The organism is Arthrobacter sp. MYb213, from assembly GCF_002979915.1.
Taxonomy (GTDB): domain Bacteria; phylum Actinomycetota; class Actinomycetes; order Actinomycetales; family Micrococcaceae; genus Glutamicibacter.
The window spans coordinates 42870-66076 of sequence record NZ_PCQA01000004.1 but is presented as its reverse complement, the minus strand read 5'-3'; the positions used below and the strand labels follow the sequence as shown (position 1 = coordinate 66076).

The following is a 23207-nucleotide window of genomic DNA, read 5'->3' as shown; positions in this document are numbered from 1 at the left end:
AAAACAAGCGTAAATGTTTCATGTGAAACATTTACGCTTGTTTTTCAGTATAAAAACTACTTGCGCTTTCGCTTCTTCTCCCCGATCTCGGTATCGAGAATATCTGGGTCATCCAACTCCAGCTGCCCCGCTGAGACGGTATCGATTCCTTCGAAGGCCACTGCTGCGTTTTCAATAACCTTCTTAGCAAGAAAACGGTTGCCCGCTCCGCCGATTACCGCGCCAATGCCAAAAGGAACTAGGCGTCCAAGCATACTGACACCTTGGGTACCGACCATTTTGCGGATGAATTTTTTCTGCAGACTCTTCTGCGCCGTCGCCATCAGACTAGTAGGTTTATGAGATCCAAAGGAGCGCGCCCAACCCTGTACCGGTCCGGATCCTCGTCCCGCCGCTTGACTTGTCAATGCCGAGATCATCGAGCTACCTTCTTCACCCATCAGCACGCCCATGACCAGCAAACGAGACCTGTCGGGGTCATCAATGGCGATACCGTGTAGCTCCGCCAACGACTGCGCATAGAGCGCAGAGGCTTCTAAGAAGCCAATCGTGGCGGCCAAGGAGAGTCCCAGTGCTACCGCGGTGCCAACGGCTGGAACGGCAGCAGTACCGCCGACGGCAGCACCTGAACCTGTAACCACGACCAAATAATCGCGCTCAACGATCTTTGCCAGCTCCGCGGCCGAGGCCTGCGGATGTTTGGCGCGCAAACGTTTGAGGTATGCCAGCACTAATGGTCTTTGCACACCAACGCCCCGCATGATGGCGTCTTGAACGGCCGAGCGCGGCTTGCCGCTCGAATCAATAAATGTCATCGAAATGGGATCTTTGCTCATGATGTAACCAGACTAATGGCTCGAGCCTGATAGTTCCCGAGAAAATGCCGGATTTTCACCGCAAAGTTATTGAATCTCTATTCCCGCAGATTTTCCCCTTGAATCGTCCGGACCACGGTGCAAGAGTTGGTTTATGAAGAATGCACAGGCCAAACGCTACAATCAGGCACTAGAAAAGGCTGGAATGGGTGAACGTCCACTGGCCCTGCTCGATTTGGAAGCGTTTGATAATAACCTGATCGCCCTACGCGAACGGGCGCAAAACCTACCTATTCGAGTGGCTTCCAAGTCACTTAGGGTGCGTTGTGCACTAGACCGGGTGCTGGAGCAACCTGGATTCAAGGGCGTTTTATGCTTCACCCTTGCCGAGGCCCTCTGGCTAGCAAGCCACGGTTACAAAGATCTGGTTGTTGCCTACCCGCAGTCAGACCCAGCGGCCATCAGTAAATGGGCAGCCAGCGAACAAGCACGACAAGAGATCACGGTGATGATCGACGATATCGACCAATTAGATTTGATCGACAAGATCGCGGTGGGGCATCAGGAATTGAAGGTAGCCCTAGAGCTTGATACTTCCTACTACCCCACAGCTACTTTCCGGCTGGGCGCCGCTCGTTCACCATTGCATGATCCCCAAGACGTGGCAGCGTTGGCACGGCAAGTCGTTAAGCGTAAGGGATTTAAAGTTGATGGGCTGATGGGCTACGAATCGCAGATCGCTTCGGTTCCCGATGGCGGTTTTGGCCTCAAAGCCGCGCTCGCTCGCAACATCCGTAAACGCAGTGCCGCTGAACTGGCCGAACGGCGCGGGGAAACGATCAGGCTGGTCAATGAGGTGACGAACCTTCGGTTCGTTAACGCCGGTGGTACCGGTTCACTTGAAACCACCGTACAAGAGAACGCGATTACCGAAGTGGCTGCCGGCTCTGGACTCTTCGCCCCGGCGTTGTTCGATTCCTTTAGATCCTTTCGGCCCGTCCCCGCCCTCTATTTAGGTTTTAGTGTCGTGCGTCGTCCCGAACCCGATGTCGTCACCATTCTTGGTGGCGGCTGGGTTGCTTCCGGACCAGCTGGCAAGAGCCGGTTGCCACAGATTGCCTGGCCTAAGAAACTGAAGTATCTGCCGATGGAAGCCGCTGGCGAGGTGCAGACCCCGTTAAAGGGAGCCACCGCTAGCAAACTCAAAGTTGGCGACACGGTCTGGTTACGCCACGCTAAAGCCGGAGAACCGGCCGAACGGGTCAATCGGCTAGCGGTCTATTCAAAAGGACAGATTATCGATGATTGGCCGACCTACCGCGGCGAGGGAAAGGCGTTCTTGTGAGGCGCTTTGCCAACTTTTCGCGTACCGTCACCGCGACTCCGGCCCACTGGCATAACATCTCAGATCCGGGGCAGCTTCCACAGATTCTTAGCGCCGCGTCAGATCAGGGACTGACGGTTCGTACCGTCGGCGCCGGACATTCTTTTACTCCTTTGGTCCAAACCAACTCAGTACTACTGAGTCTTGATGGCTTTCAAGGAATCGAAGAAGTCGATGCCTTCACCCATGAAGTTACCTTCCGGGCTGGTACCCGTTTATGGCAGATTCCACGGCTACTTGAACCATTTAATCTGGCTCTTGAAAACATGGGTGACATCGATCGGCAATCCGTTGCTGGTGCCATTAGCACTTCAACGCACGGGACCGGACTGGGCTTCACTGGTTTTAGTGGTGCCGTCACCGGGATTCGCATCATGCTCGCCGACGGGACTCATCAGCGAGCCTCAGCGACGGAAAACCCTGAACTTTTTCACGCCGCCAGGGTAAGCCTTGGTGCGCTGGGCGTGATCACACATGTCAGGTTGCGTTGTGTCCCGCATTTCTTACTCCATGCGGTAGAACGGGTGGAAGGCATCGAGCAAATAGCACAAAGCTTTATCGGACGTTCCACTCAGCACGACCACGTGGAATTTTTTTGGTTCCCCGGTACGACTCAGGCGATTGTCAAAACTAATACACGTTTAGCAGCGGGCAGTACCCTACCAAAAATAAACTCCTTCTCCCGGTGGGTCAACGATGAACTGGTTTCAAATGGAGCCCTACAAGGAATTAGCACCCTCGGCGCATTACGCCCGCGGTGGATCCCTAAGCTGAACCGACTTGCTACCGCGGTACTTTCAAATAGGGAGTACACCGACCGCTGGGACAAGGTGTTCACCTCGCCTCGTCGCGTTCGTTTCACCGAGATGGAATACGCTATTCCACTGGAGAACTTCAGTTCGGCTTTCGCTCAACTACGCTCGTATTTGGATAGTATTCCTGCTCAGGTGGTGTTTCCTGTAGAAATTCGGACCGCGGCCGCGGATGACACCTGGTTAGGCACCGCCAGCGGACGAGACAGCGCATATATTGCAGTGCATCAATATATTCATGATGACGTTCCACAGTACTTTCCCGAGGTGGAGAAGATACTGCGCGGCTTTGAGGGGCGCCCGCATTGGGGCAAAGTACATTCTTTGGGTGCAGCAGATTTATCTGCGTGCTATCCGCGCTTTGGTGATTTTCAAACTGTACGTGCTGCAGTTGACCCCAGTAGTTTATTCCTCAACAAGTATCTTAGAGGCCTGTTAGTGGGCGAAGCCTAGAACTGAACGTCGGTCCAAATTAGTGCAGGGTCAGGATTATTGAGCTGTGGTGGGCCGTCCACAGATTGAGCCTGCACCGGCTCCTGGTCGCCAATATGTCCCTGCCCAAGTACTTGCCAAGCCGAGCTTGGAACGAGGTAATTTCCCGAATCACTGATGGCATCCGGACGGTTTATCTGTTTCAGTAAACCATCACGAGCGGTCAATGTGGATGGCTGTTGGCCTAGTGCTCCGGCAACAACGTACGGGGCATTCCCGACACCATTGATTTTCTTGGACTGATCATCGCGCAGGTACTTTTCTCCGTTGAGGTAGTCATCAATCACACGCAGTTGATCCAGTTCTCGTGATTCGGAGAATGAGTATCCACCGAAGTTGTCGTCGGTTTGCACCGCGATCAGATGTACCTGTTTGCCACGATACTCAATGGGGATATCCCAGAGTCCGCTACTCATTACGGGAATTGATGTTGCCAACGCGCCGCTGAGACCAGAGTCTTCAAGACGGCTCTGCGGCATTTGGTCCCATTTGAATTCTGAGACGCTGGTGACCTGATCAGGGGTGATCTGATATTTGGAGAGCACTACGACGGATCCTTGACCCTCAAAATCAGCTTGCCCCCAAGCATCCTCGGGGCCACCAACAATTCGATCCCCATTCAGGTCTGCTCCGCTGGGTTTACCCTTGGACCCCACACCTAAGTACATGTAGTCGTACTCGACATCCACACGCGCATCATCTGGGTTATTGAGATAGCGATCTTGGAATACTTCGACGGCCTGCTCATTTGCGTCCATACCGGTCAAGACCACAACATCCGCGTTGGCGGCGGTGATGTTATCTGCCGCTAGCGACGCCTGCCTGTCGTTGCCTTGCAAAAGGTCGGTGGCTAGTTGCCCGTCAGCTTCGCGGGAAATGCGCGTATCAATGGTCGCGATGCGTAGCGATGTCTCTGAGGTTTCTTGACTCGGCGCAGGGTGCGGATCTTGCGCTTCCCAGGGGGCGGCATTTGCGCCAGCGGCGGGAAGCATTAAAAGCGCTCCCAAACCTAGGCTTACCGTTCCTGCTAAAACTTTGCGCACTCTGCCACCCTACGCCGGATCAGTACTACTTTTCCAGCATCTTAATCGGATTGTGATGACTGTGCCGCGGCGGATTTAGCGTTAGCCGCCAGCACTTCTTCCATATAAGGTGCCCGAACGTTCGGTGAGATACGCGCATCGACAAGGCAAATGCCCTTCGAACCGTCCTGTACCCACTGCTGAACCTTTGCAAAATCAGCCACGGATTGCACCCGGATACCGGTGGCTCCTACCGCGCTGGCAAGCGCCGCAAAGTCGACGGTTGGAATGAGCATGGGGTCCTCGTGCAGACCAATCGAGCCGTACTGGTGAACTTCTGCGCCATAGGCGGAATCGTTGTAGATGACGATGACGCCACTGCTAATAGTTCGAACTATCGACTCCAGGTCTGCCAGCCCCATCAAGAAACCTCCGTCTCCGGCGGCTAGCACTACGGTACGTCCCTCGGCCGCGACTCCTGCTCCCACCATCGAAGCAATGCCTAGACCAATTGACTGATAAGCGGTGCCAACACAGGTCAACGACCTGGCACCCGTAGTTGACCAATACATTGGTCCCCAGCCAATGAAGTGTCCCCCATCTTGAACCAGTACCCGGTTTTGCGGAAGAATTTTCTCCAATTCACTAGCTACACGTCGTGGATCAAGTAGACCATCGGCGGCAAGCTCATCACCTAGCGGGCGTTCGCGCACCAAGCTCAGGTCTACCGAGGAAACCCATGCAGATTTCGGGGCGTCATAGGAATCAAGCAAGCCACGCATTGCTGCCTTGATGTCACCCGTGGCGAAGTAATCCACGCGGGGATTTGTGGCGGTGGCCGCTAGATCAATCTGTACCACCTTCGCCTGCGCATTCATTAGCTCTCCAAAGCGCATGGTGAATTGATTCAGCCCCGCACCAAGCACCAGCACGACATCAGACTGCTCAATGATTTGTGCGTTTCGTTCCGTGGAGAAGCCTCCGGTGATACCCAGATCATAGGGGTAGTCCAGCAGATCTCGGGCTAGCAAGGTTCCGGAGGTCGTAGCGCCCAGACGCGTGGCAAGTTCAGTGATCTGCGCGGCAGCGTCGACGGCTCCGCGGCCATAAAGAATGTGCGGGCGTTGGGCTCCAGCCAGAATCTCTGAGATGGCGCTGATCTGCGAGGCGTTCAGTTCTGGTGCTGGCGGGGTGCTACGCAAAGATGCAAAGTCTGGCAATTCCCCTTCAAGGCTTGATACCGCGGCGAGGTCATATGGGATAGCAAGAACCACAGGTATCTGCTCGCGTAGTGCGTGAGCGGCGGCCTGTAGTGCAGTGGCACCCGGAGTATGACGATCCACCACGTAGCGAACTGCTCTCACTCCGGCGTCGATGGCCGCCTGATCAATATCCCACGGGCGCAGACCCGTGGTTGGCGCATCTCCGGTGACAAGCAGCAACGGGGTGCGTGCTGCGGCGGCTTCCGCTAGTGCAGTGACGGCGTTGCTGTAGCCCGCCCCGTAGGTGGTTGAAGCAATCGCTAGACGATTTGAGAGTCGGAAGTAGGCGTCTGCCGCGGAAACCGTTGCGGATTCGTGGCGTACCGCGGTGTAGTCAAAGCCGGCACGAACTGCGGCGTCGAGGAAGTGTGCGTTGCCGTTGCCCATGAGACCAAAAATCTGTGGCGCAATGGGCTTAAGGGCATGGGCGATGGCAGCTGAAACGCTGGACATAATGGACTCTTTCCCTAAAAAGGAGTTGAAGAAATTTCCATATATGTCTGCCGTTACCGGTTGTTATGAGCAACGGGTATCGCCCCTTTTGAGAGCGCCGGAACCTTTTTGAGGCGGTCCCTGACAGATTCAAGAGTAAGGCACAAATCCTTGATCGCGCTAGCGCGAGATCATTTTGAGAGTTCCCCATCTTTAAGCCGACGTGAAATATCGGCTTCCAGCTCAACGGTGTCTGGACCGTTCTCCCAGTGCCTTAGTCGCACCAAGACCATCACAGCTAGAAAGGCGGTTAGCATTTTATCGGCTAGAGAATAAAGAAGATTCGACGCAAATACGGTCACAATCAACGGCATTCCATAGGCATCCAAATTTGCCCGGGTTATTTCTGAGGCATGACCTGTTCCACCATGAAAAACAAAGAACAATATAATTGTCGCGACCACGCTGCAAGACAGTGCGACAAAAAACGTCAACAGATAGTACCGTTTCAGACTTCCTCCACGGCGTACCCACCGAAATCCGTATCCCCAAATTAGGGCACCGGTGACATTGACCAGAATGAATGCCAGCGAAGAAGAATCTGTAATCGAAGTCCCCACGAGGTTCGTTGCAATAGCCACGGCAACCGCCGCCCAAGGCCCTAGAATCATCGCGATGATCGCAGTGCCCAGCATGTCTAGGTACAGCGGAATCCCCAGTGTTGCGACCAGCCAGAACCCTAGTAAGTTGATCGCAATACTGCTCACAATCAGCAGGATTCTTCTGCCTAGACGCCGCCGCCTACTAGGTTCCTCACTTTGTGTGCTGTCCTCGACCTGCTTAATGCCCGGGCTTTCAACCACGTCTACACCTTGAGAATTCGGATGATTTTCAGGTTCCGGCACATAAGTTACTCGGTCAGCCCTGGCTCGTAAACATCGGTTGCGCCAGTTTTCAACGTCTTCATCTGTGCCCCCTAAGGCACGGACAATTTCAGAAATAAGTTCCACGTTGAGTCGGGTACGCCCAGCTCGAAAGGCATCGTAGACCGTTGATCTTGCTGGTCGAGACGCCCCAGGGGCAACACCTTGTGAAATACGATGGCTAGAGATCCGTCGAACGATTTCAGCGTAGGGAACGTCTCCGGCGTCAAGTCGCAAACGCTGCAGATCTTCGGCAATGAGATCAAAAGCCGACAGTTCCGAGCGAGACTGTTCCTCAGATTTCGACACCGTTGCGTCCTTTACTTATGGCGCCCGATGAAGTTCCGCGCTGTGAATTAATTCTACGACGGAAGATTTATTAAATTGCACCGATATCAGTTATTTATCACACGCTATCTACCTAAGGGTAGAACAATAATTCATGCCTGAATCCGTATATACGAATTTACTGCCCTGAAAGGCGCTAAGTAGTCAATTATTGTTGTTCGGAGTTGTACGGAGATGAGTTTTTGTTCAGTTATAGAACAATTTCATAGATAAGATTGTTGTAACTTGAGGTTTCCGGCCATGAGAGGTGTACCGATTACGGCCCGAACTCGCACGGTGGCTAAAGTTATCATCTGTAAAACTTGGGGGCAGATGTTAACTGGTCACGGAAACATCAGAATCCTTTAGCGCTAAAGGATAACAGTCAGGCACCTTCGAAATTCCTCGAAGGTGCCTAACTATTTAACTTCCTGCCAAGAAACGCAGGCCCGACTAATGCGCAGGCCCTGGCTAGTGCGTTGCGGTTGCCTGAGCCAGTAGTTCAATCACATGACGGTAATCCTTGCCGGTAGCGCGACTCATGCCCAACTCGCAGGTGCGGTTACACGAGGCGTGAGCACTAGCGTCTATCTCACGTACCTCCGCAGCTTCGCGAGCAGTAGCGGACTCGGTCAGTTCCGGGTGCAACATGCCGCGATCTCCGGCGAAGGCACAGCATCCCCAGTTCATTGGGATGTTTACTTTCTGCGCCACTGCCTCGGCGATCTTTTGCAGATCCCCATTGAGCCCCATTTGAGTCGAGGAGCAGGTGGGATGCAAAGTTAGCGAGTCAATCTGCGTGACCGGTGGGAGTTTGCCCAACAGGTGACGGGAGGTGAAGGCCAACAGGTCGACAACTTCAAAGCCGTGCTCCTCTAATGTGTGAGCGAACCCTTCGGTGCAGCTGGTGGCGTCAGAAATGACCGGCAAGCGAAAACCTGGCTGGGCTGCATGAACTTGAGCGCGCACTCGTTCGGCCATAAGTACATGGCCATCCTCATATCCTTTAGAGGTCCATGGGGTGCCACAGCACATCGATTCGATCCCTTGCGGAACCAGCACAGAGACGCCTGCTTGCTTCAGTAGTTGTTCAAAGGCTGGCGCTACGCCTTGCCCCTCACCGCCAGGCCCAAACATGGAATTTACACATGCGGGCAGGTAGATAGCGATGGGCTCTACGCCGGGTGCGCCAAGGTTTCCCGTCAGCGGCTTACGTGCCTTGCCACCCCTAGGAAGGTCCGCGTCGTACCGCGGCATGGTGTCTTCCCCCACCACCTTGCGGGCAATCTCGGTAGCACCGCGAACCAGCGGGGTAGGGAATTTATCTGCCACGCTCAGTGCCACCGAGCCAACTCGGGTTGCCGCACCCCAGCCCTTGGCGGCCGCCTTGAATCCGGCAGCCATGGCTGGTTTGGCATCTTCGCGGCGTAACCGTTTGACCAACAGTCCTGTGTTGATTTGCACTGGGCAAGCAGTGACACACATACCGTCTACCGCGCAGGTTTCCACCGCCGAGTATTCATAGTCGCGCTCAAGCTCCGCAACGAGTTCCTTATTTCCCTCGGCCTCTGCCTTCGCAATAGCCCTGCGTACGGCGATACGTTGACGAGGGGTAAGCGTCAGATCTTTGGACGGGCATACCGGCTCGCAGTAACCGCATTCAACGCAGCGGTCTGCCTCAACTTCAATGGTCTCGTTGAGCTTGATATTGCGGATGTGCGCGGCATGATCCTCATCGATAATAACGCCCGGATTGAGCATCATTCGTGGATCGCAGGCGGTCTTTAGTTCGACCATTACCTCGTAGAGTTCGTCGCCGTATTGGCGGCGCACAAATGGTGCCATCGCACGGCCCGTGCCGTGTTCTGCCTTGAGGTTTCCGCCCTTGGAAAGTACCAGTTCAACCATCTTGTCGTTGAATGCGTTGTACCGGTTCAGCGCGGTGTCACCTTCAAAGCGGTCAGTCAACATGAAGTGGATATTTCCGTCCTTGGCGTGACCAAAGATTACCGAGTCCTGGTACTCATACTCGTCAAAGAGCTCTTGCAGCGTGCCACAGGTTTCGGCCAGCGTATCGACGGGGACAGCTACGTCTTCGAGTAGTGCGGTTGTGCCTGAGACACGCGCCCCGGCCACCGAAGCGTAGAGCCCCTTACGGAATTTCCATGCGGCTTGACGGTTTTTAGCGTCCTGGGACAGGATTGCTGGCGCACGCAGGGCCGCGGAATCTATCAAACGCTGGCCGGCACTTTGTAGTCCGGCAAGTTCTTCGTCTTGGTCGGCATGGTATTCAATGAGCAGTGCCGCTTGTTCTTTGACTTCAAACCCCATAATTGCCTCAGGAACTCCGGGTAGATTTTGGCCTACGCGAAGTGAGGTGGAATCCATGAGTTCCAGCGTTGCCGCCCCAGAATCCAGCAGGTCCGGAAGTGCCCGGGTGGCCTGATCTAAGGAATCAAATACCGCCAAGGTTGCAATGGCGAGCTTACGGATGGGAACCGTTCTAAAGACCGCTTCGGCGACAAAGGCCAAGGTGCCTTCGGAACCAATAATCAGATGGGCTAGCAACTGAGCCGGTGAATCGTGATCCAGGAATGAATTAATGCCATAGCCCATGGTGTTCTTCAGCGCGAAATGCTTCTCAATGAGAGCTACCGAATTCTTATTTCCGCGGACTCGATCGCGCAGTCGGGTCAGCGTCTGCACAAGCTGCGGCTCGGCGGCGGCGAGTTTCGCATCTGCATCGGGGGCAGCGGTATCAATCATGGTCCCGCTCGGCAGCACAAAGGTCATCGATTCCAAGGTGCGGTAGGTGTTAAATTCGGTGCCGCATGCCATGCCCGAGGAGTTATTTGCGATCACTCCGCCAATGGTGCACGCCGCTTCACTGGCGGGGTCAGGGCCTAGCTTGTAACCGTAGACCGAGAGCCTCGCGTTGACCTGACGCACCGTAGCACCGGGCTGCACACGCACACGCTTTCCCTGGTCCAGCACGGTAATGCCGCGGAAGTTTCTCCGCACATCGAGCATCAGCCCGTCACCGCTGGCTTGACCGGCCAAGGAGGTTCCACCCGAACGCAAGGTAACCGGTTGCCCTGCACGCATGCTGGCTGAGAGCAACTGCGAAACTTCCTGCGCATCCTTGGTGATCACTACAGCTTCAGGGGTGTAGAGGTAATGCGAGGCGTCCGAGGCGTAGGCCACCCTGTCGATGGACGTGGTTTTGACGCGGTCGGGCTCTGCGACCAGATCAAGGATGCTTCGTGAAACCTTAGTTTCTCCGAGTGCCGGCGTGCTCAATGCCATGATGCGCTCCTGTGCGGTTGGTAGGCCCAGCCTACCTAAAATTAATATTGTCTAACAAGTACACATGCTATGTTAGTACCTTTCGTGGGATACTCAATGGGTCAGCAAGTTGCTTAAAGGGGAATCATGTCCGCAAGACTCGGTGTCGTCTCGGTAGTACAGGCGATAATCAATGATTTGCGAAGCAGAATTTTTAACGGTGAGCTGACACCCGGGACCCCTTTGGGCGAAGTGGACGTGGCCGCACACTATGGCGTCGCACGCCCCACCACGAAGGCAGCATTAGAAAACCTGGTCGCCAGTGGACTGCTGTCTCGAAACGCGCACCAGAGCGCACGCGTTACCGTTCTGGATTCAACGGATGCCCGAGACATCTACCAAACACGCGCAATCATCGAAGCCGAGGCCGTGCGCTTATTGGCAAGCACCGGCCATGTCCCGCCGGCCGCGCTCGAAGCAAACGCGCAGATCACCGCCCTGACCAACGCTTCGCCCATCGACATCGTGGAACCTGACGTTAGGTTCCATTCGGCGCTAGTCAACGCCCTGAAGTCCGCTCGAACTAGCGCAATCTACGCGCAGCTCAGTGACGAGATCCGCTTGTGCATGACGCATGTACAAGACGCAACCCTGCTTAGCACCGAGGACATCGCTGCAGAGCATCAACGGCTTCTGACCCAGATCGAATCTCGTGACGAGCAAGGCGCGGCCAGTACTTTAGCCGAGCATCTGAACCGCGCAAGCAAGAAGCTCGAAGCACACCTAGATCTCATTCAAAGCAACCCTAAATAGCCTTAGTAAGCTCGGTCGGCGAGCGCGTAGGTTTCAGTCCAGCGAAGTTCGTCCGGGTTCACTTACCAGATGTTCGGGATGAAGCTCGGAATGCGGTGCCTCCATTTGATGCAGTAGCTGGTGCACGCCTGCATGCACTAAGCGCCAACGCCGAAAACGGCCGTCTGGCTGAGATTCAACGACCTGTGCGCGCTGCAGTGTTGCCAATGCCTGAGTCACTGTATTGGGGCTCAACTCGGCCGCTTGGGCTAGTTCGTTCACCGAAGAATCCGGGGCTGCATGAATGGCGAAGAGTATTTTGATTCGAGTGGGATCGGCACAGAGCGAAAAAACTTCTGCCCACTGCGCGATGCGCAGCTGCGCCTCATTAACCGCATCCACGGCGATCTGACTGCGCTTATTTTCCATCCCAGAATCCCCTCTTCATGGTTCAGGGTTTCGCTACTACATCTGTTCAGCTAGACACATGTATCCTGTGAACATACCCCCATCTAGAGTAGCTAAGGATTCCCTCTGCGTACCCCTTCACCTCGCAGCCGCGTCATTGCTTTTATGGCGCTTCCGTTGATTTTGCTCACCGCCGGATGCCAACCTGCGGGTAGTCAGCATGCATCCGAACAGCCCATTTCTTTACTCACCGCGGCTCTGCCGGAGACGTTGAACCCGTTGGCCGGATTCGACAGCTACGGACTTGGAAAAATCAACGAATCCTTATTCACCCTCGAGGGTGAAGAAGACCAGCTACCTAAGCTCGTCCCGCTGCTAGCGGCCAAGGAACCGAAAATTTCAGCAGATTCACGCAGCTGGGAGATCCAGCTTCGAGAAGACATCAAATTCAGTGACGGTACGAGCCTTGATGCCCAGGATGTAGTGGCCAGCTACCGCGCAGTTCTAGACCCCCGTACGGCTTCCCCGCTGGCTGGCAGCCTAGAAAATCTCGCCTCGGTCTCCGCGCCCACTGAGAACACCGTGCGCTTTCAGCTCAAAGAGGCACAGGTATCCTTCAAAACCTCACTGCTGATCGGCATCGCTCCCTCCGAACTCGTGGATCCAGCCCAACCCGTAGCCGAATCTACGCTTAGCCGCACCCCCATAGGCACCGGCCCTTACCTCGTGGAAGATTTCTCTTCCGCTCGGCTAGTACTCACCGCAAATCCGCAGTACCGTTCCGGTCAGCCGCAAGCAACACCTGTCATCTATGAGGCGGCACCGGATGACAATGCCCGAAGCCAACGCCTAGCCACCAGCGGATTCACCGGAACGACTCTTCCTCCGCGACTTGCCCACAGTTTTTCTAGCCGCGAAGGATTTGAGGTGTTCAGCGCAGTCTCGGCCGATTGGCGTGGAATCTCCCTGCCCGCGGAGAACCCCTTGACCAGCGATACGAAGGTGCGTCTTGCACTAAATCTGGCGATTGATCGCCAGCAGCTCATCGACGCGGTACTCGACGGCAGCGGCCGGCCAGCCTACACTTTCGTCTCCCCCGAATACGGCGCAAACTACGCGCCAGATGCCATTTTCACCCACGACGTGCAACGCGCTTCAGCATTACTCGACGAGGCAGGCTGGATGCGCAACGGCGACGAGGTGCGCTCCAAAGACGGCAGCGCGGCGGCATTCACCGTGTTGTACAACCCGGGAGATACGCTTCGACGGGACCTGTCGCTGGCGGTCGCCGCGCAGTTGGCGGAACTTGGCATCGCCGTCGAGGTACAGGCCGCGACCTTTGACGAGGCCGAACCGCGCAGCGCCAAAGACGCCATCATGCTCGGTGGCGGCGATGACCCTTATGACGTTGATACCCAGCTATATAAGATGCTTCATTCCTCTTACCCCGAGGCCGGGGCTTACTACGACAATCCCAGCCGGTATTCCAACCCGGAAATGGATGAACAACTGCATCTGGGACGCACCAGCTTGGATCCACAGACACGATCCGCGGCCTACCGCAAAGTCCAGCAACTCTACGTGGCGCAGCCGTCTATGCTCTTGCTTGCGTTTCTTGACCACATCTACGTTCAGCGCAGTGACATCGAAGAGAACTGGAATACCTCCGGGTTGCTCTTAGAACCCCATGATCACGGGACCACCTGGGGACCTTGGGCAAAGATTCATGAGTGGACACCGAAGCAATGATGCAGCTGGCAACTAAAGGTGTTGAACAAAGACTGCGGGTCCGCGCGGCTGGGCTCATCCTTATACGTCGTATGCTGCTGGCGTTGCCGGTCACCGCGGGCATTACAGCCGTAGTTTTCTGGCTGGCTTCGATAGCCCCATTCAACCCTTTGGTTAGTTATCTCGGCTCGCGATACGAACGGACTACTACCGCTCAACGCGAGGCCTTAGGAGAACAGCTGGGGCTAGATGAACCTTGGTACCTCACATGGTGGCGTTGGGTAACCGATGTACTGCATGGGGACCTGGGATTCTCTCGGCTCTACGTGCAGCCGGTGCGCGAAACCCTAGCTGAAAAGCTGCCCTACACTGCGTTGTTAACCTTGACCGGACTGTTGCTTGCGGTGATCCTTTCGCTGGTACTGGCTTGCCTGGCCGCACGATACCGGGGCGGTTTTCTCGACAGAGCAGTGGTGTTCTTTGCACAGGTAGCCCAAGCACTGCCTCCTTTTGTGCTGGCCCTGCTCGCAATCGTCATCTTTGCCTTGGGTATGGGCCTGCCCGCAGGAGGAGTCGCCTTCGCCGGACAGGCACCGACCGTTGGCACCGTTGCATTGCATTTAGCTCTCCCCGCGACGGTGCTGGCAGTTAGCCTCTTACCCTGGCTGCTGCTGAACCTGCGCAGTTCTATGTTTGAGGTTTTAGAATCTGACGCCGTCCTCGCCGCCCGTGGACGAGGGGTCAGCGAAGCGCAGATCTTGCGCCACGAAGTCTTACCCGTCGCGGCCCTGCCCTTTTTAACCGTGGTGGGTAGCAGGTTAGGCGAGTTGGTGACCGGAGCGTTGCTGGTGGAGAGTGTTTTTGCTTGGCCTGGCATCGCCTCAGCCGTCATCGATGCGGCAGTGGCGGCAGATTTTGCGTTGCTCGCCGCGGTAACCGCATGCTCCTGCTTAATGGTTTTTGCTGGCAACGCCCTGGCCGACGCCGGGTACCTACTGGCAGATCCGCGGGTGCGCGATGTCTAAAAGACAACTCTCAGCCCTGCTGATTCTTGGAGCCTTAGTGCTCTATGCGATCTGCATTCCACTGTTTAACCCGCAGGCGGTTCAGGGAACAAATTTGACCGAGGTCTACAGCTCACCAAGCCTTGAGCACCTCTTCGGTACCGACCAGCTGGGCCGTGACCTCTGGGTACGTTCGGCACAGGCACTACGGCTATCGCTGCTACTCGCACTGACCTCTGCAGTCGCCTCAACACTGATCGGTGTGGGGGTCGGCGTGCTTGTCGCCTATGCCGGAGGAATTATTGACCGGCTCGCCATGCGCTTGGTTGACGCCCTTAACGCCGTTCCACATCTACTGCTCAGCGTTGTTGTCTTATCTATGTGGCCCGGTCACTGGTGGGCTATCGTTGCGGCAATTGCGTTGACCCACTGGACCCAGGTGGCCCGCATTGTTCGCGCACGACTCATCAGCGAACGGGAGTCGCAGTATGTGGCGCTTTCATGTGCTGCCGGGGCCAGGCCCACCGCGATTTGGGTCAACCATCTGATTCCGGCCGTGGCGCCGCAGGCGGCAATCGCCTTAGTTTTACAGTTGCCCCACGCCATTTGGCATGAATCCGCGCTATCGTTCCTCGGCGTGGGTTTGCCCCCGCAGACCGCATCCTTGGGACTCATCTTGGAAGACGCCCGCGGCGGGGTGCTCTCCGGTGCTTGGTGGCTGTTGGTGATCCCAGCAGGGTTATTGGTCCTGCTCAGTGCAGCGTTGTCCGCACTGGCCAAAGAACCTTCTTCGCGAGTAAACAGCAGGCAGCCTGTGGCTCCAAGCGGGCCGATGCCAGCTGCCGACACTGAATTAACGTCTGGTGCGCTTGAAGTTCAAAACTTACGACTTTGGACCGAAAGTCCCAGTGGAGCGCGGACCGAGATTCTGCACGAGGTGAATTACCGGGCCATATCGGGAAAAATTAACGTGATTTTAGGGCCTTCCGGTGCAGGCAAAACCATGTTGCTTCGCGCCATGGCAGGCCTGTTACCGCCGAAAATACGAGTAACCGGTCAGCTACTGCGACAAGGAAAACAAATTCCGTTGCAAACACTGCCTGCTACACACGCTGGTGAGCTAGTTTTCGTCCCAGGTTCGGCCGGCACCGCACTGAACCCGGTACGTACTGTCGCTTCCACCGTACGTCGCGAATTGCGACGCCATCGAAGCGATGCCTCCCCCGAGGCGATACGCCAGGCTCTACAGCGGGTAGGACTTTCACCCGAACTTCTTTCGCGTTATCCCCATGAGCTCTCTGGTGGCCAGGCACAACGAGTATTACTTGGATTAGCCCTGATCGGTGAGGCACAAGTAATCCTCTTAGATGAGCCGAGCTCGGCATTGGACCCGAGTAGTCAGCAGCATCTTGGCGCGGTATTGCAGAAGTTGGCGGGCAGCGGACGCACCATCGTGATGGTCACCCATGACCGGGAGCTAGCAGCCCTCTTGGCGGACGAGGTAAGTATGATCCATGACGGTCATTTTGTATCTGGCGCACACCAAACGCTTGCTACGCCGAAGGAACAAACTCCATGAGCTTAGAACTGCGTAATGTTTCTTACCAATATCCTAAGAGCTCGCAACAGGTTCTTCAGGCAGTAAATTTACGCCTGGAGCCTTCAGAGATTGTTGGTCTGCGTGGTGACTCAGGTTCCGGCAAAAGCACCCTATTGAACATTGCGGCATTACTCAAGACGCCAACTAAGGGACAAGTACTAATATCGGGGCAACCAGTGGATGCTACTCGCACCGTACCCCTAGCCACCCGCATCAATATTGGAATCGTGCCGCAATCTCCGCGCGCAGCAACGGACCCACGTCAGCTTTTAGGAACCGTACTGGCAGCCCCCTTGGCCTTCGCCGAACGGTCCGTTCGGATTCGCCCGGAGCGCTATCGCACCCAACTTAGCCAGTTGTGCTCACTGGTTGGCTTGGACCATGCCTTATTGCATCGTCGCGCATCCGAAGTATCCGACGGGCAACTTCAACGTATCCTTCTGGCCCGGGCGCTAAGCCTTAATCCCCGCGTGCTGATCTGCGATGAACCCACCGCACAACTCGACATGGAAACCACACACATCATCTTGATGTTGCTTGCCAAACATGCGAATGCTGGCGCGGCGGTGCTGATCGCTTCGCATGACAGTTCCAGCCTTCAAACGATTTGTTCCCGGGTACTGGATTTCCCTGAGTCATTCGGGCCACTCGAACTACCTCATTACGATTCGTCCGAAACAGGCCCATTGTCTACGAAGACACTCTGACCGCTCTACGCCACTTCACAATTTTGGCGTGCCCACGGAATTTAACATAGCTACAAGCTATTCACGCTTCCATCTGATTCTTTGGAATACTTCCTATTATTGGCACTTCGCCATCTGCGTCCATCGCCTCATTTTTATCCGGCCTGGTCATTGGCCTGATACCTGTCAATGAAGGACTGTGAATCAAATGTCTTCAAAAATCCGCATCGGCATTGCCGGATATGGAAACCTCGGCCGCGGCGTGCAAGCCGCAATTGCCAAAAATCCAGATATGGAACTGGTGGGCGTCTACAGCCGCCGCGATCCAGATACACTCCAGCTAGCTCAGCCTGCACCACGCTACTCGGTGGATGTTCTGGCGGACCACGTAGATGATATCGACGTGCTGATCCTCTGTGGTGGTTCGAAATCGGATCTACCAGAACAAGGCCCCCGCATGGCTGCACTGTTCAACACCGTCGATAGCTTCGACACTCACGCGCGCATCCCGGAATACTATGAAACGGTCAACGCACCAGCAAAGGCAGCCGGCAAGACCGCACTGATCTCCGCCGGATGGGACCCAGGCATGTTTTCAATTAATCGTGTCTATGGCGAAGCGCTGCTTCCTGACGGAGAAACCTACACCTTCTGGGGCCGCGGACTGAGCCAGGGCCACTCCGACGCGGTGCGCCGCGTGCCTGGTGTTGCCGGCGGCGTGCAGTACACCATCCCTAGCCCGGAAGCGATTGAGCAGGTACGCTCGGGACTTCGCCCGACGCTGAGCACCCGCGAGAAGCATCAGCGCGAGTGCTACGTTGTTCTCGAAGACGGCGCGGATGAAAACTCCGTGCGTGAATCAATTGTGAACATGGAACACTACTTCGACCAGTACGACACCACCGTGAACTTCATCGATGCGCAGACCCTCGCAGCCGAGCACTCGGACATGCCCCACGGCGGTTTCGTGATCCGTTCGGGCAACACCAGTGAGAGCCAGAAACAGGTCATCGAGTACTCGTTGGCGCTGGGTTCAAACCCGGAGTTCACCTCCAGCGTGCTGGTGGCTTACGCTCGCGCGGTGTACCGGATGAACAACTCCGGAATCACTGGCGCACAGACCGTGTTTGACGTTGCCCCCGGCTTGTTATCACCACGTAGCGCCGCCGAGCTTCGCGCCCAGATGCTCTAAACAAATGCTAAACCTGCGCTAATACTTGCGCAGGTTTAGCGGTTCTTGACCTCTAAAGCGTTCGCGCAGCAGGTTGACGATCCCCAGCATTACCGCAGTAGCAGACTCGGTTGAGCTTCCCAGCGTACGTACCGCTACCCCCGCGGTGGCGGTAGCGGAAACACCGACGTGCACCGGGTGGCGCTGCTGCGCGGCGATTGCATAAGCCTCGTCACGTAGCAGTTGCACCAGCTGTTCATCGATGCGTGCGTCAACTGCCAAGAGCATTCCCACATGGGTGTGATCCTGAAAGTAGAGTTGCGAATCAATCGATTGTTCCTCGGGCTGCACCCAGAGGTTGTCCAGCACCGCAAGTTTTCCCTCTACTCTTACTTCGGTGCGCAAACGTAGCTGGTCATAGCGGAAGAGTTTGCCGTCCGGGCTCCAACCCGGAGTGAGGATCTCGAACAACACTAAGGAAGCATCTGCCGCCATATCCACCACGGTGTCTTGGCGGTAACTGGCCTCCCGGTAAGCGATCAGCTGATCCGGCACATACTCAAGAACTGCGCCGGAACCTAAACGGATGACCATGTCCTGGGTGGCTTCACCCTGCGGTGTCCGATAGACCTTGGTTGCCGACTGAGTGGTCAAAAGCAGGCTACTGCCCGCCTCCACCTCAATCTCGATGCCATATCGATCCGCACCTAGATAGCCTCCACCTGGATTCACAATCGTGTAGCAAACTTGAGCACTGCCATCGAGGTAATGTGGTCGCAGCACTCGCAGGGCACCTTGATGGTATTGCGCTGTGGCGATGTCCTTGCCCGAGCGCCGTCCAATGTGTAACCGCAGCTCGCCAACTAGCTTTCCGGTAAAGGGTGTGGGACCCAGCGCCGAAGCGCGCGACCTGGTCGGCGCCGCCATTAGCCCAGGTCCGTCATCAGCACGTCGCGACGCAACCAGCCAATGACTTTGTCCAATCCATCATCGGTCTTCAGGTTCGTGAAGCAAAACGGTTTATCGCCACGGAACTGCTTCGAATCTGATTCCATCACCGACAGATCAGCTCCGACGTACGGAGCCAAATCGGTCTTATTGATGATGAACAAGTCGGACTTGATCATCCCCTGCCCGGCCTTGCGTGGAATCTTCTCCCCCTGAGCTACATCGATGATGTAAATCGAGAAATCCACCAGTTCCGGGGAGAAAGTAGCCGAAAGATTATCTCCCCCGGACTCAACGAAGATAATCTGCAAGTCCGGATGGAGCAGCTTCAACTCCTCGATAGCAGACGAGTTCATCGAGGTATCCTCGCGGATCGCCGTATGCGGGCAACCTCCGGTTTCAATGCCCACAATACGATCCAGCGGCAGCACCCCGTTAGCAGCCAGAATCTTAGCGTCTTCAATGGTGTAAATATCATTGGTAATTGCCGCCATGGAAATCTCACCATCCAGCGCGCGGGTGATGCGCTCAATGAGCTGCGTTTTACCTGCCCCGACGGGGCCTCCAACACCAATACAAATTGGTTCCATTACAGTACTCCTCAAATCTTGTTCATGACCACCAGCAGGCGGTCAACCTATCAAAGCCTCAGCGCTAAGACATGAACATGCGCGCACGTAAGTGTTCGTGGCGCATCTGCGCAATTTCGAGTCCGGGGACCGCTGCACCTAGATCACGATCTCGCAGACTGAAAATCTTCGCCACGCTGCGCGTGACCGGTTCATGCATAGCGCGCAGTACTCGTTGCCCCGCATTCTGACCCAAAGGGATGGCACGAATCGCATTCTGCGTCAGGCTAGTCACCGTGGAGAACAGGTAGCTGTTGACCGCATCTGCGACCGGTGCCCCAGCCGCCCGGGCACCCAACGCGAAGGCAATCCCAGGGTGTCCCGCGCACTGCCCAGAGCCAACCGCCTGGCGGTATTCTTCCAGTTCTTCGCTGGGAGAAACCACCGAGGCAACTTCAAGCATGCGCTTGCCCATTTTTGTGGCTGCCTCACGCAGTTGCCGTGGCAATGCGGAGGCATAAATCATTGAATCCAGTTCTCTGATTCGTTGCCCGCTCAATGCCTCGTGTCCAAGCCGAACTACTAACCCGTCCGTGTAACTCAGCGACTGTGTAAGAAACAATTCCAGCCATAGCGCAAAGCTCGTCTCGTCATGCACCAACCCGGAATCTAGATAGCTTTCCATTCCAAAGGAATGGCTAAAGGACCCGGTGGGCAATGCCGAGTCGGACAGTTGCATCAGAGTCAGCAGGTGCGAGGCGCTAGTGGGTATGTTCGGCATGACGGAACGGTACCGGCATCACACGTTCTTGCCGGTTATAGGGGGTGAGATGGTGTTCTAAGAAGTCGGCCACGGTGTGATCGTATTGGACCACCATGACCTGCGCGGCATATTCGGACTCCTCACCAAAAAACTGCGCTTGAAGGTGCCGATTGCCCAACGCGTGCGCGACCTGACCCATTTCCAAAATGCTGCGTGGGGCGATGACCAGCACATCGGTGGGAAGCACCGACACGGTGATCATTTCGGTATCTGTGAGATACAGGATGTCCCCGTCACGCAGGTCTGGCCCGGGAGCCAGACGGATCCCTAATTCCCTGTCGTGGTCGCTGGTAACCCGTTGAATTCGTTTGACCAGAGCGGAACTGGGCAAGACGACCTTTTCGTGATGCCTTCCGGCGTACTGCTCGGCCGGCAGCTCATGGACGTTGCCCACAAGTTGTTCAATGATCATTACTCTCCTCAAAAATTTGTTGCACCGGCGCGGATCCTTAAAACAGGAAGTAACGCTGCGCCATGGGTAGCACCTCGGAAGGTTCACAAGTTGCCAATTCCCCGTCCACGGTGACCTGGTAAGTCTGCGGGTCAACAAGGATCTCCGGGGTTTCGCTGTTGTATTTCAAATCCGCTTTAGTCAACTCGCGGATACCAGAGCAGGCCCGGATGACCTTACGCAGACGCAACCGTTCGGGAACACCTTCTTCAATAGCCGCCTTTGAAAGGAAGGTAATCGAGGAAGCCTGCACCGCTGTACCCAGCGCGCCGAAGTTCATTCGCATGGTTCGCGGCTGTGGGGTCGGGATAGACCCGTTAGAGTCCCCCATGACCGACTGAATGATCTGTCCACCCTTGATGATCATCTCTGGCTTCACTCCGAAGAACGCCGGATCCCAAAGGACCAGATCGGCAAATTTGCCCTCTTCGATGCTGCCAATGGAATCGGCGATGCCGTGTGCGATGGCCGGATTAATCGTGTATTTCGCGACGTAGCGTTTGAGTCGGAAGTTGTCTCCCACCTTGCCGTCGCCTTCCAGCTTGCCGCGTTGGCTCTTCATCGCATCGGCGACCTGCCAGGTACGCAACACCACTTCACCGACACGCCCCATAGCTTGGGAGTCCGAGGAAGTAATGGAGAAGACGCCCATGTCGTGCAAGACGTCTTCCGCGGCAATGGTCTCCGGTCGAATCCGAGAGTCGGCGAAGGCTACATCTTCTGGGATATCGGCATTCAAATGGTGCGCCACCATGAGCATATCTAGGTGCTCATCGACAGTATTAACGGTGTACGGAAGTGTCGGGTTGGTGGACGCTGGCAACACGTTTGGTAGTCCGGCCATGCGGATAATGTCCGGGGCGTGACCGCCTCCGGCGCCTTCGGTGTGGAAGGTGTGAATGACTCGTCCGGCAATGGCGTCGATGGTGTCTTCCACGAAACCGCATTCGTTCAGCGTGTCCGCGTGGATAGCAACCTGCACATCAAATTCGTCGGCCACTTTCAACGAGTTATCGATGGAGGACGTTGTCGCACCCCAGTCCTCGTGAATTTTCAGGCCGATAGCTCCTGCACGGATCTGCTCCGCCAAGGGTGCGCGTTCGCTTGCGTGGCCCTTGCCCAGCAAGCCGATGTTGATCGGCAGATTCTCTACCGCCTGCAGCATGCGGGCAATATGCCATGGGCCAGGAGTCACCGTGGTGGCTTTCGACGCGTCCGAAGGTCCAGCACCACCACCAATCAGCGTGGTGGTTCCGGCCGACAAAGCTACGGGTACCTGATCTGGAGATACAAAGTGGATATGAGTATCGATGGCGCCAGCGGTGAGGATCTTATGTTCCCCGGCAATAATGTCGGTGGCGGCGCCGATGATGATGTCTACGCCGTCCGAGATATCCGGGTTTCCGGCCTTGCCAATTTTGAAAATGTGGCCGTCGCGCAGGGCCACGTCTGCCTTGTAAATACCGGTGTAATCCAGCACCACCACGTTGGTGATCACGGTATCTGGGACATCCTGATCACGGGTTAGACGACCGTTTTGCCCCATGCCATCGCGGATGACCTTACCGCCGCCGAAAACTACCTCTTCGCCGTAGGTGGTGTAGTCCTTCTCGATTTCAAGGAAAAGTTCGGTGTCTGCCAAACGAATTGCGTCGCCGGTGGTGGGCCCGTACATTTCCGAATACTGCTTGCGACTAAGTTCGAAGCTCATTTTTAGTTCTCCTGCTCCTCGTCCGAACTCTGCGTCTGCGTCTTTTCGGCCTGTCGCAGCTTATGCGGCTGTGGTGGAAGGGCTTCATCAACTTCGTCAACACCAAATGTGGTGTGGAAGCCGATGGCGGTTTCGCTCTGATTCGGCAAATCGATGTCGTAGTCGGCAACCACGTCGGCTTCGATTACCGGGTCGATACCCGCACTACCGCCGATGGCTTCGGTTTCAACTACCGGGATGGTGCGACCGACCGGACCGTTGACTCGATCTTGGAATCCATGCACCTCACGCGCTCCGGCGTACTCCACCAGGTGGACCGTACGCGCATCCCCTGGTTCGAAACGCACCGCGGTGCCGGCAGGGATATCCAGGCGGAACCCGCGCGCTGCCACACGGTCGAAGTCAAGTTGCGGGTTGGCCTCGGCGAAATGGTAATGGGAGCCGACTTGGATGGGGCGGTCGCCACGATTGATCAGGTTGAGAATTCGGGTCTGTTGACTCGCATTACAAACGATTGGATCATCGGCGAGGATGTATTCTCCAGGTTTCATCTCTGCTCCCG

Annotated in this window: 19 protein-coding genes and 1 pseudogene; 8 read left to right on the top strand and 12 right to left on the bottom strand. The window is 55.9% G+C overall.

The genetic code is table 11. The features are described 5' to 3' along the window. Window positions 1–56: 56 nt before the first annotated feature. Window positions 57–836, bottom strand: a complete 780-nt coding sequence (locus CQ011_RS10515) for a hypothetical protein (protein WP_105677695.1) — start codon at window positions 834–836, stop codon at window positions 57–59. 133 nt (window positions 837–969) lie between these two features. On the opposite strand from CQ011_RS10515, the gene CQ011_RS10510 reads away from it, so the two are divergent. Both CQ011_RS10510 and CQ011_RS10505 read left to right on the top strand, forming a co-directional pair. Continuing rightward, window positions 970–2160, top strand: a complete 1191-nt coding sequence (locus CQ011_RS10510) for an alanine racemase (RefSeq protein ID WP_105677694.1) — start codon at window positions 970–972, stop codon at window positions 2158–2160. Next, on the top strand, window positions 2157–3464 hold the full coding sequence (locus CQ011_RS10505; protein WP_105677693.1) for a D-arabinono-1,4-lactone oxidase: 1308 nt from the start codon (window positions 2157–2159) through the stop codon (window positions 3462–3464). The genes CQ011_RS10510 and CQ011_RS10505 overlap by 4 nt, the downstream gene beginning before the upstream one ends. Here the strand turns inward: CQ011_RS10505 and CQ011_RS10500 are convergent. The 4 genes from CQ011_RS10500 to CQ011_RS10485 form a co-directional block, all read right to left on the bottom strand. Next, on the bottom strand, window positions 3461–4546 hold the full coding sequence (locus CQ011_RS10500) for a hypothetical protein (protein ID WP_146112601.1): 1086 nt from the start codon (window positions 4544–4546) through the stop codon (window positions 3461–3463). The two genes, CQ011_RS10505 and CQ011_RS10500, sit on opposite strands and share 4 nt — an antisense overlap. A 41-nt stretch (window positions 4547–4587) precedes the next feature. Continuing rightward, window positions 4588–6240, bottom strand: coding sequence for a thiamine pyrophosphate-binding protein (locus tag CQ011_RS10495; RefSeq protein WP_105677691.1), 1653 nt, complete (start codon window positions 6238–6240; stop codon window positions 4588–4590). A gap of 170 nt (window positions 6241–6410) precedes the next feature. Further along, a complete protein-coding gene (locus CQ011_RS10490) occupies window positions 6411–7451 on the bottom strand; it encodes an ECF transporter S component (protein WP_105677690.1) in 1041 nt (346 codons plus the stop codon). 489 nt (window positions 7452–7940) lie between these two features. Continuing rightward, the gene (locus tag CQ011_RS10485) at window positions 7941–10775 is read right to left on the bottom strand and encodes an FAD-binding and (Fe-S)-binding domain-containing protein (protein ID WP_105677689.1); all 2835 of its coding nucleotides are present in this window, start codon (window positions 10773–10775) and stop codon (window positions 7941–7943) included. A gap of 126 nt (window positions 10776–10901) precedes the next feature. Between CQ011_RS10485 and CQ011_RS10480 the strand changes: the two genes are divergently transcribed. After that, on the top strand, window positions 10902–11567 hold the full coding sequence (locus CQ011_RS10480) for a GntR family transcriptional regulator (protein ID WP_105677688.1): 666 nt from the start codon (window positions 10902–10904) through the stop codon (window positions 11565–11567). A 33-nt stretch (window positions 11568–11600) separates the two neighbouring features. Here the strand turns inward: CQ011_RS10480 and CQ011_RS10475 are convergent, their stop codons facing one another. Further along, a complete protein-coding gene (locus tag CQ011_RS10475) occupies window positions 11601–11975 on the bottom strand; it encodes an ArsR/SmtB family transcription factor (protein WP_105677687.1) in 375 nt (124 codons plus the stop codon). 144 nt (window positions 11976–12119) lie between these two features. Here CQ011_RS10475 and CQ011_RS10470 point away from each other — a divergent pair, with 144 nt between their 5' ends. The 5 genes from CQ011_RS10470 (at window position 12120) to CQ011_RS10450 (ending at window position 18164) form a co-directional block, all read left to right on the top strand. Further along, window positions 12120–13703 (top strand): ABC transporter substrate-binding protein, encoded by a 1584-nt coding sequence (locus CQ011_RS10470; protein WP_105677686.1) that lies wholly within the window; start codon window positions 12120–12122, stop codon window positions 13701–13703. Further along, the gene (locus CQ011_RS10465) at window positions 13685–14707 is read left to right on the top strand and encodes an ABC transporter permease (protein ID WP_286161163.1); all 1023 of its coding nucleotides are present in this window, start codon (window positions 13685–13687) and stop codon (window positions 14705–14707) included. Before CQ011_RS10470 ends, CQ011_RS10465 begins: the two co-directional genes overlap by 19 nt. Then, entirely contained in the window at window positions 14700–16265 is a 1566-nt protein-coding gene (locus CQ011_RS10460; RefSeq protein ID WP_105677685.1) for an ABC transporter permease subunit, read from the top strand. The genes CQ011_RS10465 and CQ011_RS10460 overlap by 8 nt, the downstream gene beginning before the upstream one ends. After that, window positions 16262–16993: an ABC transporter ATP-binding protein gene (locus CQ011_RS10455; RefSeq protein WP_105677684.1), complete on the top strand. Its 732-nt coding sequence runs from the start codon at window positions 16262–16264 to the stop codon at window positions 16991–16993. The genes CQ011_RS10460 and CQ011_RS10455 overlap by 4 nt, the downstream gene beginning before the upstream one ends. A 187-nt stretch (window positions 16994–17180) precedes the next feature. Continuing rightward, on the top strand, window positions 17181–18164 hold the full coding sequence (locus CQ011_RS10450; protein ID WP_105677683.1) for a diaminopimelate dehydrogenase: 984 nt from the start codon (window positions 17181–17183) through the stop codon (window positions 18162–18164). 18 nt (window positions 18165–18182) lie between these two features. Here CQ011_RS10450 and CQ011_RS10445 read toward each other — a convergent pair whose 3' ends face one another. The 6 genes and pseudogenes from CQ011_RS10445 to CQ011_RS18060 all read right to left on the bottom strand — a co-directional run. Continuing rightward, window positions 18183–19070, bottom strand: a complete 888-nt coding sequence (locus CQ011_RS10445; RefSeq protein WP_105677682.1) for an urease accessory protein UreD — start codon at window positions 19068–19070, stop codon at window positions 18183–18185. Further along, window positions 19070–19681 (bottom strand): urease accessory protein UreG, encoded by a 612-nt coding sequence (gene ureG, locus CQ011_RS10440; RefSeq protein WP_105677681.1) that lies wholly within the window; start codon window positions 19679–19681, stop codon window positions 19070–19072. The genes CQ011_RS10445 and ureG overlap by 1 nt, the downstream gene beginning before the upstream one ends. Window positions 19682–19745: 64 nt before the next feature. After that, complete coding sequence (locus CQ011_RS10435; protein ID WP_105677680.1) at window positions 19746–20441, bottom strand: urease accessory protein UreF; 696 nt, start codon at window positions 20439–20441, stop codon at window positions 19746–19748. Further along, window positions 20422–20895 carry an urease accessory protein UreE gene (gene ureE / locus CQ011_RS10430; RefSeq protein WP_105677679.1) on the bottom strand — a complete coding sequence of 158 codons (474 nt, stop codon included), beginning with the start codon at window positions 20893–20895 and terminating at the stop codon, window positions 20422–20424. The genes CQ011_RS10435 and ureE overlap by 20 nt, the downstream gene beginning before the upstream one ends. A gap of 37 nt (window positions 20896–20932) precedes the next feature. Further along, window positions 20933–22645, bottom strand: coding sequence for an urease subunit alpha (gene ureC / locus CQ011_RS10425; RefSeq protein ID WP_105677678.1), 1713 nt, complete (start codon window positions 22643–22645; stop codon window positions 20933–20935). A gap of 254 nt (window positions 22646–22899) precedes the next feature. After that, window positions 22900–23196: pseudogene (locus CQ011_RS18060) on the bottom strand (urease subunit beta); the annotation flags it as partial. Window positions 23197–23207: the final 11 nt, after the last annotated feature.

What these genes read in the sequence shown, in the direction of transcription:
- CQ011_RS10515 (WP_105677695.1), bottom strand. Translation starts at nt 836, where the DNA reads ATGAGCAAAGATCCCATTTCGATGACATTTATTGATTCGAGCGGCAAG.
- CQ011_RS10510 (WP_105677694.1), top strand. Translation starts at nt 970, where the DNA reads ATGAAGAATGCACAGGCCAAACGCTACAATCAGGCACTAGAAAAGGCT.
- CQ011_RS10495 (WP_105677691.1), bottom strand. Translation starts at nt 6,240, where the DNA reads ATGTCCAGCGTTTCAGCTGCCATCGCCCATGCCCTTAAGCCCATTGCG.
- CQ011_RS10485 (WP_105677689.1), bottom strand. Translation starts at nt 10,775, where the DNA reads ATGGCATTGAGCACGCCGGCACTCGGAGAAACTAAGGTTTCACGAAGC.
- CQ011_RS10480 (WP_105677688.1), top strand. Translation starts at nt 10,902, where the DNA reads ATGTCCGCAAGACTCGGTGTCGTCTCGGTAGTACAGGCGATAATCAAT.
- CQ011_RS10475 (WP_105677687.1), bottom strand. Translation starts at nt 11,975, where the DNA reads ATGGAAAATAAGCGCAGTCAGATCGCCGTGGATGCGGTTAATGAGGCG.
- CQ011_RS10470 (WP_105677686.1), top strand. Translation starts at nt 12,120, where the DNA reads ATGGCGCTTCCGTTGATTTTGCTCACCGCCGGATGCCAACCTGCGGGT.
- CQ011_RS10460 (WP_105677685.1), top strand. Translation starts at nt 14,700, where the DNA reads ATGTCTAAAAGACAACTCTCAGCCCTGCTGATTCTTGGAGCCTTAGTG.
- CQ011_RS10455 (WP_105677684.1), top strand. Translation starts at nt 16,262, where the DNA reads ATGAGCTTAGAACTGCGTAATGTTTCTTACCAATATCCTAAGAGCTCG.
- CQ011_RS10450 (WP_105677683.1), top strand. Translation starts at nt 17,181, where the DNA reads ATGTCTTCAAAAATCCGCATCGGCATTGCCGGATATGGAAACCTCGGC.
- CQ011_RS10445 (WP_105677682.1), bottom strand. Translation starts at nt 19,070, where the DNA reads ATGGCGGCGCCGACCAGGTCGCGCGCTTCGGCGCTGGGTCCCACACCC.
- ureG (WP_105677681.1), bottom strand. Translation starts at nt 19,681, where the DNA reads ATGGAACCAATTTGTATTGGTGTTGGAGGCCCCGTCGGGGCAGGTAAA.
- CQ011_RS10435 (WP_105677680.1), bottom strand. Translation starts at nt 20,441, where the DNA reads ATGCCGAACATACCCACTAGCGCCTCGCACCTGCTGACTCTGATGCAA.
- ureE (WP_105677679.1), bottom strand. Translation starts at nt 20,895, where the DNA reads ATGATCATTGAACAACTTGTGGGCAACGTCCATGAGCTGCCGGCCGAG.
- ureC (WP_105677678.1), bottom strand. Translation starts at nt 22,645, where the DNA reads ATGAGCTTCGAACTTAGTCGCAAGCAGTATTCGGAAATGTACGGGCCC.